This window comes from Actinophytocola sp. (genome assembly GCF_009379765.1).
Classification (GTDB): domain Bacteria; phylum Actinomycetota; class Actinomycetes; order Mycobacteriales; family Pseudonocardiaceae; genus Actinophytocola.
Genome location: NZ_WHTD01000051.1, coordinates 1 through 14976, shown reverse-complemented (window position 1 = coordinate 14976; position 14976 = coordinate 1). Strand labels below are relative to the sequence as shown.

At 72.1% G+C, this 14976-nt stretch carries 16 protein-coding genes, 1 tRNA gene and 1 pseudogene; 7 read left to right on the top strand and 11 right to left on the bottom strand.

From position 1 onward, the window contains the following. Positions 1 to 37 precede the first annotated feature (37 nt). A complete protein-coding gene (locus GEV28_RS17385) occupies positions 38 to 583 on the top strand; it encodes a TIGR03086 family metal-binding protein (RefSeq protein WP_291413120.1) in 546 nt (181 codons plus the stop codon). Here the strand turns inward: GEV28_RS17385 and GEV28_RS17380 are convergent. Beyond that, positions 580 to 1356 carry a fumarylacetoacetate hydrolase family protein gene (locus tag GEV28_RS17380; RefSeq protein ID WP_291413155.1) on the bottom strand — a complete coding sequence of 259 codons (777 nt, stop codon included), beginning with the start codon at positions 1354 to 1356 and terminating at the stop codon, positions 580 to 582. The two genes, GEV28_RS17385 and GEV28_RS17380, sit on opposite strands and share 4 nt — an antisense overlap. Continuing rightward, positions 1245 to 1754 (bottom strand): DMT family transporter, encoded by a 510-nt coding sequence (locus GEV28_RS17375; RefSeq protein WP_291413119.1) that lies wholly within the window; start codon positions 1752 to 1754, stop codon positions 1245 to 1247. Before GEV28_RS17375 ends, GEV28_RS17380 begins: the two co-directional genes overlap by 112 nt. Between GEV28_RS17375 and GEV28_RS17370 the strand changes: the two genes are divergently transcribed. From GEV28_RS17370 to GEV28_RS17360, 3 genes are read left to right on the top strand one after another with little or no spacing between them, the layout of a single operon-like run. Continuing rightward, positions 1732 to 2262 (top strand): TetR/AcrR family transcriptional regulator, encoded by a 531-nt coding sequence (locus GEV28_RS17370; RefSeq protein WP_291413118.1) that lies wholly within the window; start codon positions 1732 to 1734, stop codon positions 2260 to 2262. The two genes, GEV28_RS17375 and GEV28_RS17370, sit on opposite strands and share 23 nt — an antisense overlap. Positions 2263 to 2266: 4 nt before the next feature. Next, positions 2267 to 2854, top strand: a complete 588-nt coding sequence (locus tag GEV28_RS17365) for a DJ-1/PfpI family protein (protein WP_291413117.1) — start codon at positions 2267 to 2269, stop codon at positions 2852 to 2854. A 7-nt stretch (positions 2855 to 2861) separates the two neighbouring features. Beyond that, positions 2862 to 3845 (top strand): aldo/keto reductase, encoded by a 984-nt coding sequence (locus GEV28_RS17360; RefSeq protein WP_291413116.1) that lies wholly within the window; start codon positions 2862 to 2864, stop codon positions 3843 to 3845. Between the two features lie 160 nt (positions 3846 to 4005). On the opposite strand, the gene GEV28_RS17355 is transcribed toward GEV28_RS17360, so the two are convergent. Then, entirely contained in the window at positions 4006 to 4440 is a 435-nt protein-coding gene (locus GEV28_RS17355; protein ID WP_291413115.1) for an RpiB/LacA/LacB family sugar-phosphate isomerase, read from the bottom strand. A gap of 13 nt (positions 4441 to 4453) precedes the next feature. Then, positions 4454 to 4939: a GNAT family N-acetyltransferase gene (locus tag GEV28_RS17350; protein ID WP_291413114.1), complete on the bottom strand. Its 486-nt coding sequence runs from the start codon at positions 4937 to 4939 to the stop codon at positions 4454 to 4456. A gap of 128 nt (positions 4940 to 5067) precedes the next feature. On the opposite strand from GEV28_RS17350, the gene GEV28_RS17345 reads away from it, so the two are divergent. Then, on the top strand, positions 5068 to 5466 hold the full coding sequence (locus GEV28_RS17345) for an SSI family serine proteinase inhibitor (protein WP_291413113.1): 399 nt from the start codon (positions 5068 to 5070) through the stop codon (positions 5464 to 5466). Between the two features lie 2 nt (positions 5467 to 5468). On the opposite strand, the gene GEV28_RS17340 is transcribed toward GEV28_RS17345, so the two are convergent. Beyond that, on the bottom strand, positions 5469 to 6677 hold the full coding sequence (locus GEV28_RS17340) for an AMP-binding protein (RefSeq protein WP_291413112.1): 1209 nt from the start codon (positions 6675 to 6677) through the stop codon (positions 5469 to 5471). Between the two features lie 238 nt (positions 6678 to 6915). Then, complete coding sequence (locus GEV28_RS17335; RefSeq protein WP_291413111.1) at positions 6916 to 7407, bottom strand: metallophosphoesterase family protein; 492 nt, start codon at positions 7405 to 7407, stop codon at positions 6916 to 6918. A gap of 47 nt (positions 7408 to 7454) precedes the next feature. On the opposite strand from GEV28_RS17335, the gene GEV28_RS17330 reads away from it, so the two are divergent. Next, positions 7455 to 7793 carry a helix-turn-helix transcriptional regulator gene (locus tag GEV28_RS17330; protein ID WP_291413110.1) on the top strand — a complete coding sequence of 113 codons (339 nt, stop codon included), beginning with the start codon at positions 7455 to 7457 and terminating at the stop codon, positions 7791 to 7793. Positions 7794 to 7911: 118 nt separating this feature from the next. Here the strand turns inward: GEV28_RS17330 and GEV28_RS17325 are convergent. The 5 genes and pseudogenes from GEV28_RS17325 to GEV28_RS17305 all read right to left on the bottom strand — a co-directional run. Then, a pseudogene (locus GEV28_RS17325) lies at positions 7912 to 8082 on the bottom strand (RNA polymerase subunit sigma-70); the annotation flags it as partial. 40 nt (positions 8083 to 8122) lie between these two features. Beyond that, on the bottom strand, positions 8123 to 10654 hold the full coding sequence (gene otsB / locus GEV28_RS17320) for a trehalose-phosphatase (protein ID WP_291413109.1): 2532 nt from the start codon (positions 10652 to 10654) through the stop codon (positions 8123 to 8125). A 237-nt stretch (positions 10655 to 10891) separates the two neighbouring features. Next, positions 10892 to 12370, bottom strand: a complete 1479-nt coding sequence (locus GEV28_RS17315) for a trehalose-6-phosphate synthase (protein WP_291413108.1) — start codon at positions 12368 to 12370, stop codon at positions 10892 to 10894. Between the two features lie 245 nt (positions 12371 to 12615). Then, positions 12616 to 13551 (bottom strand): hypothetical protein, encoded by a 936-nt coding sequence (locus GEV28_RS17310; RefSeq protein ID WP_291413154.1) that lies wholly within the window; start codon positions 13549 to 13551, stop codon positions 12616 to 12618. Positions 13552 to 13683: 132 nt separating this feature from the next. Then, positions 13684 to 13757, bottom strand: a tRNA-Thr gene (locus tag GEV28_RS17305). 151 nt (positions 13758 to 13908) lie between these two features. Between GEV28_RS17305 and GEV28_RS17300 the strand changes: the two genes are divergently transcribed. Continuing rightward, on the top strand, positions 13909 to 14976 hold a 1068-nt coding region (locus GEV28_RS17300), incomplete at its 3' end, for a threonine/serine exporter ThrE family protein (RefSeq protein WP_291413107.1).

The window sequence follows — 14976 nt, the reverse complement described above, 5'->3', positions numbered from 1 at the left end:
TCAAACATTTAGCACGATCGTTCACAAAGGGGATGTCATGGATCTCATCGAGCTGGACCGGCGCGCCGGCGCGGCCACGAGCGCGATCATCGACCAGGTGCCGGCCGGGCTGCTGGACGCGCCGACACCATGTACGAAGTGGACGGTGTGGCAGATCATCGAGCACATGGTGGAGAACAACAGGGCACACGTCGCGCAGGCTCGCGACGAGTCCGAAGTAGACATCGGCATCGGGTTCGCGCGCACCGGTCAGGCGTTCACCGAGACCTTCCGCGACCCGGCGACGCTCACCAGGCAGTTCACCCTCGGCAAGTTCCCCACCGACGGCCGCGGTGTCGTCGCCGTGCACCTCGCCGACGTCCTCGTGCACGGCTGGGACATCGGCCGCGCCGCGGGCATCCCGGTCACCTTCGACACGGACCTCGCGCGGGTCGCCCTGCGCATCACCGAGGGGTTCCCCGACGGCCTGCGCGGCCCGGACGGTGCGTTCGCGCGCGCGCTCCCGGCGCCCGACGACGCCCCGATCCACACCCGGCTGCTGGCCTTCCTCGGCCGCGACCCGGAGTGGACGCCAGCCACCTAGTCCACGACCCGGACGGTCACCGACCCGAGGCGGTCGAACTCGGCGAGGTACACGTCACCGGCGGCCATCGGCACCGCGGCGTGCAGCGCGCCGGTCATGACCAGGTGACCGGGTTCCAGCGCCACGCCGCGCTCACCGAGGGTGTTCGCGAGCCACGCCACCACGCCGACCGGGTCGCCGAGCGCGGCCGCGCCGGCGCCGGTGCCGACCAGCTCCCCGTTGCGGCTCAACACCATTCCCACCAGTCGAGTGTCTACTTCGGACAACGGAACGAGCCGGTCGGACCGGGCGACCGCGCCGCTGGACGCGAGGTCTGCGATCGTGTCGGCGAGCCTGATCTTCCAGTCGACGATTCGCGAGTCGACGATCTCGACGGACGCGGCCACCCCGGACACCGCCGCGCGCGCCTCGTCGACGGTCACGCCGGGACCCCGCAGCCGCGAGCCCATCACGAACACGATCTCGGCCTCGATCTTGGGCGCGATGAACGAGCCGACGGAGAGTTCCGCACCGTCGGCGTACACAGTGGACTCCAGCACCGGCGCGAAGTCCGGTGAGTCCATGCCGAGCATCCGCTGCATCGGCTTGGATGTGAGGCCGACCTTGTGCCCGACGATCCGGTCGCCGTCGGCGAGCAGCAGCTTCACGAGCTCCTGCTGGATCAGGTAACCCTCGTCGGCGCCGAGCGTGGGGTCGGCGTCGGTGAACGGCGCGACGGGAACGCCGGTGCGGCGTGCCTCGTGGAGCTGCTTCGCCTTCTCCCGCGGATCGATGTGCCCCTCCCGTTCGCCGACAGCACCAGCCATACCGAGCCGGCGCACCCGAGCATGCCGACCACGCTCAGGAGGCCGACGCGCTCGTCGAACATCAACAGCGCCCACAGCATCGTGGTCGGCGGCGTCAGGAACAGCAAGGTGCTGGCCCCGGTCGCGCCGAACGCGCGGAGTGCGAGCAGGTAGCAACCGTAACCGCCGAAGGTCGACAGCACGACCACCCAGGCCACGGCCCACCAGAAGCCCGAGGTGGCCGGCGGATCCAACCGCCCGGCCACCGCCGCGGAGCCGACGAACACGGCCGTGGAGACCAGGCTGTGGATGGTGAGCGAGTCGAGCAGCGGCGTCTCGAGCCGCCAGCGGCGTTCGAGCAGCGTGCCCGCGGAGAGCGACAGCATCCCGCCGACCACCAGGCTGTTCTACACGCGCGGCATCCACGCGGTCGGGGTCGACCTGATCGCCGAGGTCGCGGGCACCACCAAGAAGACCCTGTACGACCGCTTCGGGTCCAAGGACGCGCTCGTCGCGCTCTACCTGAGCACGCGGTTCGAGCGGTGGAAGGCGCACGTCGAGGCCTGGCTCGACGGGCACGGGCGCGGCGCGGTCCAGGCACTCGACGCGCTGGAGGCGTGGCTCGAGAGCAACACGTTCGGCTGCGCGTTCGTCAACGCCAACGCCGAGATCGGCCCCGACCACCCGGCGGTCGGGGTCATCCGGGCGGAGAAGGAGTGGATGCGGGAGCTCTACGAGCGGCTCGCCGAGGAGGCGGGTGCGCCGGCCGCGGTCGGCGCGCAGCTGCACCTCCTGCACGAGGGCGCGATCATCGGGTACGCGGTGGCCGCCCAGGCCGACGCGCTGGACAACGCGAGAGCGGCGGCACGCACCATGCTCGGCGCGGGAGGATGAGCTGGTGAGACACATCGGCATCCTGCTGTTCGAGGACGTGGAGGAGCTCGACGCGATCGGCCCGTGGGAGGTGCTCGCCTTCTGGTGCCGCGGCTTCCCCGACGACGGCTACGCGGTCCACACGCTCGCCGCGCGGGCCGGGCCGGTGCGCTGCGCCAAGGGCCTGGAGGTGACCGCGCGGCACTCGCCGGCCGACGCGCCGCCGCTCGATGTGCTGGTCCACCCCGGTGGGCGCGGCACCCGCCCGATGCTCGGCGACGACGGCCACCTGGCCTGGGTCCGCGAGCAGCGCGCGAAGGTACCGTTGATGACCAGCGTCTGCACCGGCTCGCTGGTCTACGCGGCCGCGGGGCTGCTCGCCGGCCGCCCGGCCACCACGCACTGGGGCTCGCTGGAGCGGCTCGCCGAGCTGGAGCCGACCGTGGAGCTGCGGCCCGACGACCGGTTCGTCGACGACGGCGACCTGATCACCTCGGCGGGCATCTCCGCCGGCGTCGACATGGCGTTGCACCTGGTCGCGCGGCTCGCGGGGGTCGATCGGGCGCGGCAGGTGCGGCGCGGCATCCAGTACGACCCGCTGCCGCCGGTATAACAACCACGTGGACTACGTACGTCTGGGCCAGTCGGGGTTGAAGGTGTCGCCGGTCTGCCTCGGGATGCTGAGCTACGGCGACCCGCGGCGGCGGGCCTGGTACCTCACCGAGGAGCAGGCCGAGCCGATCGTGCGGCGGGCGGCGGAGCTGGGCGTCAACTTCTTCGACACCGCCGACATGTACTCCGACGGTCTCACCGAGGAGATCACCGGCCACCTGCTGAGCCGCCTGTTCAAGAGCCGGGACGACTACGTGCTGGCGACCAAGCTGTACTACGCGACAGGCCCCGGGCCCAACGACCGCGGCCTGTCCCGCAAGCACATCATGTCGGCCGTCGACGCGTCGCTGCGCCGGCTCGGCACGGACCACGTGGACCTGTACCAGATCCACCGCTGGGACGTCGAGACCACGGTCGAGGAGACGATGGCCGCGTTGCACGACGTCGTCCAGGCGGGCAAGGCGCGCTACATCGGCGCGTCGACCATGCCGGCGTGGCGGTTCTCGAAGGCGCAGCACACCGCGCGGGCGCACGGGTGGACGCCGTTCGTGTCGATGCAGAACTACTACAACCTGCTGTACCGCGAGGAGGAGCGGGAGATGATCCCGCTGTGCCTCGACGAGGGCGTCGGCTGCGTCCCGTGGAGCCCGCTGGCGCGCGGCATGCTCGCCGGCAACCGCGAGCGGGGCGGCGTGCGCAGCACCACCAGGGCCGGCAGCGACCTGTTCGCCGATGAGCTCTACACCGACGACGACTTCGACGTGGTGGACGCCGTGCGGGCGGTCGCCGAGGAGCGTGGGGTGCCGGCGGCGCAGGTGTCGCTGGCGTGGTTGCGGGGCAACCCGGCGGTGGCGGCGCCGATCATCGGCGCGACCAAGGCGAAGCACATCGACGACGCGGTGGCGGCCGCGGAGCTGACGCTGAGCGATGAGGAACGGGCCCGGCTCGAGGCGCCCTACCGGCCGCACCCGGTGACACCCGCGACGAGCTAGTGTCGCGTGATCCTGTTCCTTTGCGTCCGCTGTGGATCAACGTGGTTCCTGGCAAGGCGGAGGAAAGCCGCTCGTACCGGGGTTGTACTTGGGTTTTTCTCCAACGCGGCCAGGGGCCGCGTTGGCCGCAGCGGCGTAAAGGTTTCAGGGTCACGCGACACTAGATCTCGTCCACGTGGCGGATGTTGGCCACGTCGGACTCCTCCTCGCTCGGGGTGCCGGCGAACCAGCCGTCGAGGATCTCGGTCAGCTGCGGGGCGCTCGTGAGGCGCAGGGACAGCGCGAGGACGTTCGCGTCGTTCCAGCGGCGGGCACCCCGCGCGGTCTCGGCGTCGACGCACAGCGCCGCGCGGACGCCGGGAACCTTGTTCGCCGCCATCGAGGCGCCGGTGCCGGTCCAGCAGGCCACGACCGCCTGCTCGGCCCGGCCCTCCGCCACGTCCCGGGCGGCGGCCTCGCTCGCCCACGCCCAGTCGTCGCGCTCGTCGTCGTTCAGCGCGCCGTGCGGGACCGGCTCGTGGCCCCGGCCGCGCAGCTCCTCGGCGATGGCCTCGGCGACCCCGACCCGCTCGTCAGCGGCGATTGCGATCCTCATGCCGCCGAGGCTCTCACAGCTTGCGGTACATGATGTGCAGCCCGACGAAACCCTCGGTGGGATGCCGGAACCCCTCGGGCAGCGTGCCGAGGATCTCGAAGCCGAGCGACCGCCACAGCCCGACCGCCCGGGTGTTGGTCGACACCACGGCGTTGAACTGCATGGCCCGGTAGCCGTCCTCCCGCGCGCGGTCCAGCACGTGGTTGCCGAGGGCACGGCCGACACCGCGGCCGCCGTGCGCGGGATGCACCATGAAGCTCGCGCTCGAGATGTGCGACGCCGGGCCCAGGTGGTTCGGGCCCATCTTGGCCGTGCCCAGCACGGTGTCCCCGTCCACCGCGACCACGGTCCGGCCCGGTGGGGTCTGCATCCACATGTCGCGGGCTCGCTCCTCGGTGACGTCCGGGTCCCACGTGTAGGTGTCGCCCGCCGCGACGATGTCCCGCAGGAACGGCCAGATCCGCGCCCAGTCGCCCGCGGTGGCCTCTCGGATCCGCATGCCTCCAGCATGTCCGGCCCACGGAGCCGCCCGCCAGCCCTTTTCGCCGCGTAGTCACCCGGGACACGATCGGGCGTTACCGGTGAGTCGGGCTGCCGCACCCGGAGTCAGAGGTCCACTGTGGAGGCATGACCTCGTTCCGGCTCAGCGGCACGGTGCTGGCCGTCGCCGCGCTGCTGTCCACCGCCGTGCTCACCGGCACCGCGAGCGCCGACGACAAGCCGCGGTCCACGCTGATCCTCAGGCTGGCGACCCCCGACGGTGCGAGCAGCACGGTCCGCCTGGAGTGCGACCCCGCCGGCGGCTCGCACCCGAACGCGAAGCCGGCGTGCGACGAGGTCTCGGTGGCCGGCGGCGACTTCGACGAGCTGCCTGGCACGCCGCAGCTGACGGCCTGCACGATGGAGTACCGCCCGGTGGTCGCGTCCGTGCGCGGCAGGTGGGAAGGCATGCGGGTCCGGTGGACGCACGAGTACAGCAACAGCTGCACGCTGCGCGTCGACACCGGCGTGGTGTTCGCCTTCTGACCTCAGGCGGCGAGGACGTCGGTCACGTGCAGCCCGCCGTCGTGGAGGAAGCCCAGGTCGCCGGTGCGGAGGAAGTTGTCGGTCGAGCCGCGCAGGCGCGCGCAGAACGTGCGCTCGCTGACGTCGGGCCTGCCGAGGTAGCCGACCGCGACGTTGGGACCGGACACCCAGATCTCGCCGGCGGTGCCGTCCGGGCAGCGGGTCGCGGTGAGCGGGTCGACGATGGCGACCTCGAGCTCGTCGGCGGGGCGGCCGCGGTCGACCACCGGGGTGCCGCCCCAACGCGGCTTGGTGAACCGGCCAGAGGCGAGCGTGTCCGCGTCGAACTCGGTGGCCGCGGGGCCGCGGCGGCCGGCGATCAGCGAGGTGGCCTCGGCCCGCCAGTAACAGGAGAAGAACGCGTCGCGGCGGAATCCGTTACCCGCCAACCGGTCCGCGAATGAGTCCATTGTGGAGGACGGCGCGTCGGTGAACGCCACGTCCCATGTGGACAAGTCGACACCGGGCATGGTCCGCGCGGCGGCGAAGGCGGCCGCCGGGCCGCCGCTGACCCGGGCGTGCCGGTCGGAGATCGCGCGCAGCCACTCGGCGGGCCCGACCTGGGGCGGGAGCAAGGTGGCCCGGCTGCCGGCGAGGACCGGGTGCAGCACACCGGTCATCAGGCCCAGGTCCCGGTGGGGCGCGAGCCGGCTCACGACGCCGGCGTCCGGCCCGGCGCCGAAGAGGCGGCAGGTCTGCCGGGCGGACGCGACGAGGTTGCCGTGCGAGACCATCACCCCACCCGAGCCCGAGTACTGCAGCAATGCCAGGGAGTCCGGCCCGATCGCCGGCCGCCGCCAGTCCTCCGGCGCCGCCTGGAAGTCCACAGTAGACAAGACAGTGGACAACGTGATGACGCCTGGCACGGTCCGGCCGTCGGGCACGATCGCGGCGGCCGGGTCGGCGTCGCCGAGCACCCTGGCCAGGTCGCGGGACGGCGACAGCGGGACGGCGACCGCACCCGCGTACCAGCAGCCGAACAGCGCGGCCACGTAGTCGAGGCCCGCCGGCAGCAGGATGAGCACCCGCTCCCCCACCAGGCCCCGGTCGAGAAGCGAGGCGCCGATCGACCGGGCCCGCGAGTGAAGCTCGGCGTAGCCGATCGACGCGGCACCGGACTCGAACGCCGGCCCGGACCGCTCCCCGAGCACGTCGACGAACGTCGGGGTCATGCCGCACCTCCTGGTCGGGTCGAGAACCGCTCGACCATGACATCGCGCCCGCCTCGAACCGGGCTCGAGACCGGCTAGTGTCCCCCGCCGGGAGTCTGTTGCGTGAGTCGGCGAGTCCAGGTTTCTGCTGGCAAGGCGCCGGTTCGTCCTCGTACCGGGTTGTACTCGGGCGGACCGGCAACGCCGCCAGCAGGAAGCTGGGCCGGCGAATCATGTGACGAACTTCCGGCGGGGGGCACTAGGTCACCTGGACGATCCGCGCCGAGGCCAGCTCACCGCCGGCGATCTCCAGCACCCCGACCGTCCCGTGCGGCTGCCGGCGCCGGTCGGTGGGCGAGCCCGGGTTGAAGATCCGCACCCCGTGGCCGGTCTCGTCGAGCGGGATGTGCGAGTGACCGAACACCACCAGGTCCGCCTCCGGGAACAGGCGGCGCATCCGCGCGGTGCGCCCGTCCTTGGGCCCGCTGTCGTGGATCATCGCCACCCGCAGGCCGGCCAGGTCCAGGTCCAGCGTCTCGGGCGCGCCCCAGGCCAGCACGTCCGGCCCGTCGTTGTTGCCGGCCACCGCGTGCACCGGCGCGAACCCGGCCAGCTCGTCGAGCACCGACGGCACGCACACGTCACCGGCGTGCAGGATCACGTCGGCGCCGCGCAGCTCGTCGGCCACCCGGGGCGGGCAGGTCGTCCACCGGCGCGGCGCGTGCGTGTCGGCCAGGACCACAACCCTCACACTTCACCTTTGATCTATCTGAGGACCGATCGGTTACCGTGGCTGACGTGCACGCCTTCGATGTCCTCGGCGACCCGGTCCGCCGCCGCATCCTGGAGCTGCTCGCCGACGGAGAGCAGGCGGCCGGCGAGGTCTCGGCGGTCGTGCAGGCGGAGTTCGGCATCACCCAGCCCGCCGTCTCCCAGCACCTGAAGGTACTCCGCGAGAACGGGTTCGCCCGGGTCCGCGCCGAGGGCACCCGCCGCCTCTACGCTGTCGACCCGGCGCCGTTGCGCGAGGCAGACCAGTGGCTCGACCACTTCCGCCGCTTCTGGACCCCGCACCTGAGCGCGCTGGCCACCGAGATCGCCCGCGGCAAGCGCGACCGCCGCCGGGAAGCCGAGTAGCGGGACGTAGGTGTGCCGCTGGTTCAGGGCGACGAGGAACGTCTCACGCACGACTCCCCCTCGCGGGCTCGGTCGAGCCGCTCGCGGTCACCCTGTCACATGGTTCGCTCGCAAGCTCACTAACGAGGTCGTGCGCCGCGTCCGCGCCGACCCGGCGCGCCAGGTAGCGGTGCAGCGGTCGGGCGTAGGTGTCGAACAGCCGGCCGAACTCCACCGCGGGCTCGGGACCACCGAGGTAGGGGCGGTCCCGGTCGACCGGCGGGTCGTCGGAGGGCTCTCGTCGGGTCATCGTCCGCACACCATGTGTTGCCCGAAGACCCGGCAGGTGTTCACATGACGGAGAGGAGCTGCGCGCAGCGGATGAGGCCCAGGTGCGAGTACGCCTGCGGGTGGTTGCCCAGCGAGCGCTCGGCCACCGGGTCGTACTCCTCGGGCAGCAGCCCGGTCGGGCCGACGGCGTCGACGATCTGGGCGAACAGGTCCTCCGCCTCCGTGCGGCGGCCGGTGAGCAGGTACGCCTCGATCATCCAGGCCGCGCACAGGTGGAAGCCGCCCTCGTTGCCGGGGAGGCCGTCGTCGCGGTGGTAGCGGTAGACCGTCGAGCCGCTGCGGAGCTCCGCCTCCGTGGCGGTGACCGTGGCGTGGAAACGTTCGTCGCTCGGGTCCAGCAGGCCGACCATGCCGATGAGCAGGGTCGCGGCGTCGAGGTCGGTGCCGTCGTAGGCGGTGGTGTAGGAGCGGACCTCGTCGTTCCAGCCGTTGGTGAGCACGTCCTCGGCGATCTGGTCGCGCAGGCCCGGCCAGCTCGGCTCGACCTCGCGGCCGTGCGCCTCGGCCAGCTTGACCGCGCGGTCGATGGTGAGCCAGCACATGACCTTGGAGTACACGTGGTGGCGCGGCCGGTGCCGCTCCTCCCAGATGCCGTGGTCGGGCTCGTGCCAGCGGCGCGCCACGGCCTCGGCCATCGCGCAGACCATGCGCCAGTCGTCGTCGGTGAGCTTGCCCCGGGTCTCGGACAGCGCCGCCACGAGATCCACGACCGGGCCGAACACGTCCAGCTGGACCTGCTGGTTGGCGAGGTTGCCGACGCGCACCGGGCGGGAGCCCGCGTACCCGGGCAGCGTGTCGATCACCGCCTCGGCGGGCAGCGTCGTGCCGGCGATCGTGTACAGCGGGTGCAGCAGCTCCGGGCCGGGCAGGGTGGCGAGCACCCTGTGCAGCCAGGTGAGGAAGCCCTCGGCCTCGGCGACCGAGCCGACCGACGCCAGCGCCCTGGCGGTCATCGCGCCGTCGCGCAGCCAGCAGTAGCGGTAGTCCCAGTTGCGGATGCCGCCGAGCTCCTCGGGCAGCGACGTGGTGGCCGCGGCCATGATCGCGCCGGTCTCCGCGTGGCAGAGCCCGCGCAGGGTGAGCGCGGACCGGGCGACCAGGTCCTTCTCCACCGGCGGCAGCGACAGCCCGTCGAGCCACTCGGACCAGTACGCCGCAGAGCGGGCGGCCCGCTCGCGCTCGGGCACCTTGTGCGGGTCGAGGTCGTTGGTGCCGCAGCGCAGCTCCAGCACGACCGGCGTGTCCGGCGTGGGCGCGACCACCGCGCGGGCCGTGTCGTGCATGCCGTCCGAGCTGATCTCCCAGACCACACCAGGGGCGCGCAGCGCGACCGGGTCGGACGTGCCGAGCACCCGCAGGCCGTCGTCGGACGGGATGAGCCGGACCTGCACCTGGGCGAACTCCGGCCGCGGCGCGAACTCGACCACCGCCGCCGCGGTGCCGGAGACGACCCGCACGAGATCGGTGCGGTGGCCGTAGGAGTAGTGGTCGAGGTAGTCCGTGACCAGCAGGCCCGACCAGCGCGTCTCGACCGTCATCGTGCCCGGCAGGTAGCGCTGGCCCAGCGGGAGCCCGCCGCGCTCCGGGGTGATCGAGAAGTGGCCCGCGGACGCGCCGCCGACCAGGTCCGCGAACACCGCGGCGGAGTCCGGCTCGGGGTGGCACATCCAGGTGAGCCGGGCGTCGGGCGTGAGCAACGCCACCGAGCGCTCGCTCGCCAGCATGGTCAGCCGCTCGATGGGCGGCGCCTGCTCGCCGTAGAGCCAGTTGCGCCGTTCCTCCAGCAGGAACGCGAGCACCATGCCGACCTCGGTCGGGTCGGCGATGCGGAACCCGGCGAGGGTCTGGCCTTGCCCGACCTTGACGCCGAGATCCGGCCCGGACAGCCGGGCGAAGGCCTTCTCGTCGGTGACGTCGTCGCCGACGAACACCGCTGCGGTGGCCCCGACCTGGTGGCGCAGCACGTCGAGCGCGCGGCCCTTGTCGGTCTGCACGACCGCGAGCTCGATGACCTCCTTGCCCTCGGTGACCTGCACGCCGTCCCACGTGCACGGCCCGGACCGGACCGCCGAGGAGACCCGCGCGGACACGTCGGGCTCGGCGCGCCGGGTGTGCACGGCGATGCTCGCCGGCTTGACCTCGAGCTGCACTCCCGGCTCGTCGGCGGTGAGCCGCTCGAGCTCGGCGTCGAGCCTGCGGTGCAGGGCGCGGGCGTGCCCGTCGAGCGCGTGCACGAAGCCGATGTCGAACTCCGAGCCGTGGCTGCCGACGAGGTGCACCTCGGAGGGCAGCCGAGAGAGGGTGGCGAGGTCTCGCAGCGCCCGGCCGGAGATCACCGCGGTGGTGGTCTCGTGCAGGCCGGCGAGCGAGCGCAGGGCGCCGACCGACTCGGTCATCGGGCGGGCCTGCTCCGGGATCTCCACGATCGGCGCGAGCGTGCCGTCGTAGTCGCAGGCGACCAGCAGGCGGGGAGTGCGGGCGATCTGGACGATCGCTCGCCGCAGCTCCGCGGGGAGGGCCTCAGCGGTCATGGCGCGGACCTCGTGCGGGGGCGCAGGGGTGCAACGGTCACGGTCGTTCGACTCTCTCGCAATGGGGTGTGTGCTCACACTCGTCTCAAACTGGCACACCGCGGCAGAGCCGCACTGTATCGCCCGTCAACGACGGCCATACGCCGCGGCTGCCGCATGCGGGTGATCACCTTCGGCCGCGTCGTCATGATCCACACGGTCGGCACCGGGACCGCGGCCGCTGCCGCCGCGGCCCGCTCAGATCACCGCTTCCTGCGCCGAGGGCCGCAGGGCCTCGAGGAACGAGCGGGCCCAGCGGTCGACGTCGTGGGTGAGCACCTGGCGGCGCAGCGCCCGCATCCGGCGCCTGCCCTCGGCCGGGTCGAGCGTCAATGCCGCGTGCATGGCGTTCTTGACGCCGTCCAGGTCGTGTGGGTTGACCAGGAACGCGCTGGTCAGCTCGGCCGCGGCGCCCGCGAACTCGCTGAGCACGAGCGCTCCGCCGAGGTCGTGCCGGCAGGCGACGTACTCCTTGCAGACGAGGTTCATGCCGTCCCGGACCGGGGTGACGAGCATGACGTCGGCCGCGGAGAAGAACGCCACGAGCTCCTTGCGGTCGATCGACTGGTGCAGGTAGTGCACGACCGGCCGGCCGACCCGGGCGAACTCGCCGTTGATCCGGCTGACGACCTGCTCGATCTCGCCACGCATCCGCTGGTAGTGCTCGATCCGCTCGCGGCTGGGTGTGGCGAGCTGGACCATGGCGACCTCGGACGGGTCGACCCGCCCTTCGGCGAGCAGCTCCTGCAGCGCGTAGAGCCGCAGGTCGATGCCCTTGGTGTAGTCGAGCCGGTCGACGCCCAGGATGATCTTGCGCGGGTTGCCCAGGTCGGCCCGGATCTGCCTCGCGCGCTGGATGGCCTCGCGGCTGCGGGCGATGGCGTCCAGGCCCTGGGAGTCGATCGAGATGGGGAACGCGCCGACCCGCACCGAGCGGTCGCCGACCTGGACGATGCCGGGTCGGGTGCGCACGCCGACCGCGCCCCGGCTGGGCTCGAGGCCGATGAGCCGCCGCGCCAGCCAGAGGTAGTTCTGCGCGCCGCCCGGCCGGTGGAAGCCGACGAGGTCCGCGCCGAGCAGGCCGCGGATGATCTCCGCGCGCCACGGCAGCTGCATGAACAGCTCGGTGGGTGGGAACGGGATGTGCAGGAAGAAGCCGATGCGCAGGTCGGGCCGTTGCTCGCGGAGCATCGCGGGGACCAGCTGCAGCTGGTAGTCCTGCACCCAGACGATGGCGCCCTCGGCGGCGATCTGCGCGCAGGCGTCGGCGAACCTTCGGTTGACCTTGACGTAGCTGTCCCACCAGCCGCGGTCGAACACAGGCGTCGCGACGACGTCGTGGTAGAGCGGCCAGAGGGTGGCGTTGGAGAAGCCCTCGTAGTAGTCACGCACCTCGTCGGAGCTCAGCGTGACCGGGTGCAGCCAGATGCCGTCGTCGGCGAACTTGTCGACCTCGACGTCGGGGACACCGGGCCAGCCGACCCAGGCGCCGCTGTGCGAGCGCAGGAACGGGGTCAGCGCGCTGACGAGCCCGCCGGGACTGTGCTTCCACCGCTCGGTGCCGTCGGGCAGCCGTTCCAGGTCCACCGGTAACCGGTTGGCGACGACGATGAAGTCGGCGCCGTCGGTGCCACCGGTGCTGCCGATCGGAAGGTCGGTCGTGCTGTGATCCGTCACGCCGGGCGTGCCTCCCTCGAAACCCCGTTCGGCCTTCGAGGTTAGTCAACCTTCTATCGGCGTGGGTGATGGGAAGTACCCCCGCCGCAAGGAATCCGGATCACATGAAGCGCCGTTCCACCTTTCCCCCGCGACGAAAGCGCTTACGTGGCAGCGAACCGCCCGGGCGCACGGCCGCGGGCCGCGGTCCGGGCAGGCCGCGACGGCCGGGCGACCGCGTGCCCGACCGTCGCGGAAGTACCAGGTCAGGGCCGTCGGGGCGGTTGCTGACCGGGCGGCACGGTGCCCTCCTGTGGGTAGCCGGGATCCTGCCGGGGCGGCTGCGGGTAGGCCTGCGTGCCACCTGCCGGCATCCCCGGCGTGCCCGGAGCACCGGCGGTGTGCGCACCGTGACCCGCCGGCGCGGGCTGCGGCATCTGCATGGTCCGCGCCTCCGCGGGGGCGGTGGTCCGCGCCGCGTCCTCGCGGCCGCGCTGGTAGGCCTCGGCGACCGCCTTGGCGTGCGGGATCTCGTCCTCGGCCCGGCCGAGCCAGCGGTCCCAGCGGGCCTGCATCGGCCGGATCAGGCCACCGCCGACACCGACGATCGCGATGCCGCCGATCATGGCCAGCACGGTGATCAGCACCGGCAGGGTCACCGCGGTGGCCACCCCGATCTGGTTCAGCGCCGCGATGACGCCGAGGCCCCAGATGAACACCGAGGCCAGCGTGCCGAGCAGCGGACCGTAGGAAAGCCCGCCCAGCAGGTTGGTGACCATGTCGCGGACCGCGCTCGCGATCGCGCCGACCACGACGATGATCAGGATGGCGACGACGGCCCTCGGCAGCCACGCCACGACGGCCGTGAGCAGGTCGCTGACCGGGTTTGGCCCGAAGACGCCGAACGCCAGCTGCAGCGTGATCAGCAGGATCGCGTAGTAGATCAGCTTGGCGATGATGTCCGACGCGTCGTACTTGCTTCTCGCGAGCATCCGCTTGATGCCGCCACGCTCGGCGATCCGGTCGAACCCGACCCCTTCCAGGACCTTGTCCACGAGCTTGGCGATGGCCTTGGCGATCAGCCAGCCGATGAACAGGATGACGAGGAACGCCAGCAACTTGGGTACGAACGAGGCTATCGAGCTCCACGCGTCAGAGATTCCCTGACCGAAGTCAACGGCCGCGAGTGCGGGAGTTTGCACCGTCACCGCCCCCTTCCAGGCGCGACTGGCACGTCCGCTGCTGGACGCGCGTTGGGCCGGGAATACCCGAGCCGGGGGGTAACACACATCACGACCGCCAAGCTCACCCCAACGGGTGACCGGCGAAAACGGAGCCGCTGACAGGACTTGAACCCGCAACCGTTCGCTTACAAGGCGAGTGCTCTACCGAGTTGAGCTACAGCGGCACGGCCACGCTCGGTGGCCGGTGCTCATCGTAGGTCACGTTGGCGGCCACGTGTCCCAGACCACGGCGTACCCCATTAACACCAGCCCCGGGCAACTCGATGAGCCCTGGGACAGCTTCGTGGACGAGCGCCCGGAACGGAGGTGAAAGCCGTGTGGTTCGCCCAGCGGAACCGGTCCGCACGGGCACCCGACCCGCCCCGGTTCGTCCGGGAACGGCGGGTCGACGGGCATCAGCCGGATGCGGTGCAGGGCCCGGCCCTGCCGGACGAGTCGACCGTCCACTTCGTACTCGACCTGGCCATCAGGATCGGCGAGGTGCAGATGTCCTCCGGCGCGGGCGCGGCGGACGCGACCGCCACGATCCTCGCCGTCGCCAACGCCTACGGGCTGCCGCACTGCGAGGTCGACGTGATCTTCACCTCGATCACCGTCACGTGTCATCGCGGGGTCGACCTCCCGCCGACCACCTCGCTGCGGGTGGTCCGCTCGCGCAGCCTCGACTACACCCGGCTCGCGCTGGTCGAACGGCTGGTCCACGACATCACCCGGGGCCGGGTCACGGTCCGGGACGCGCACATCGAGCTGAACAAGATCACCACCGCGCCGCACCCGTACCCGCGCTGGCTCGCCACGCTCGCCTACGCCGGGATGGCCGCCGCGGTCGCGCTGCTGATCGGCGGCGACGCGGCGATGGCGGTGTTCGCCGGGTTGATCACCGCGCTCGTCGACCGGGTCGGCAGGCTGCTCAACAAGCGGGCGCTGCCGTTCTTCTTCCAGCAGGCCGTCGGCGGCGCGCTGGCCACCGCGGCCGCACTGGCGCTGGTCGCGAGCCACCTGCTGCCGGACCAGACCCGGCCGACGCTGGTGGTCGCCGCCGCGATCACGGTGTTGCTGTCCGGGCTGTCGGTCGTGTCGACCGTGCAGGACGCGATCACCGGCTACAACGTCACCGCCGCCGGCCGCACCATCGAGGTGTCGCTGATGACCGCGGGCCTGATCGCGGGCGTGGTGCTGGCGCTGAACGCGGCCGTCGGGCTGGGCATGCCGCCGCAGGAGCTGGCCGACCCGCTCACGCCGTCCGTGCTGCGGCTGCCGCTGCAGACCCTCGCCGGCGGGGCCGCGGCCGGGTGCTTCGCCCTGGCGAGCTACGCCACGCGGCGATCGGCGCTCGTCGCCGCGGTGGCCGGCGGGGCGGGCGCCGGCGGGTACAGCGCGCTG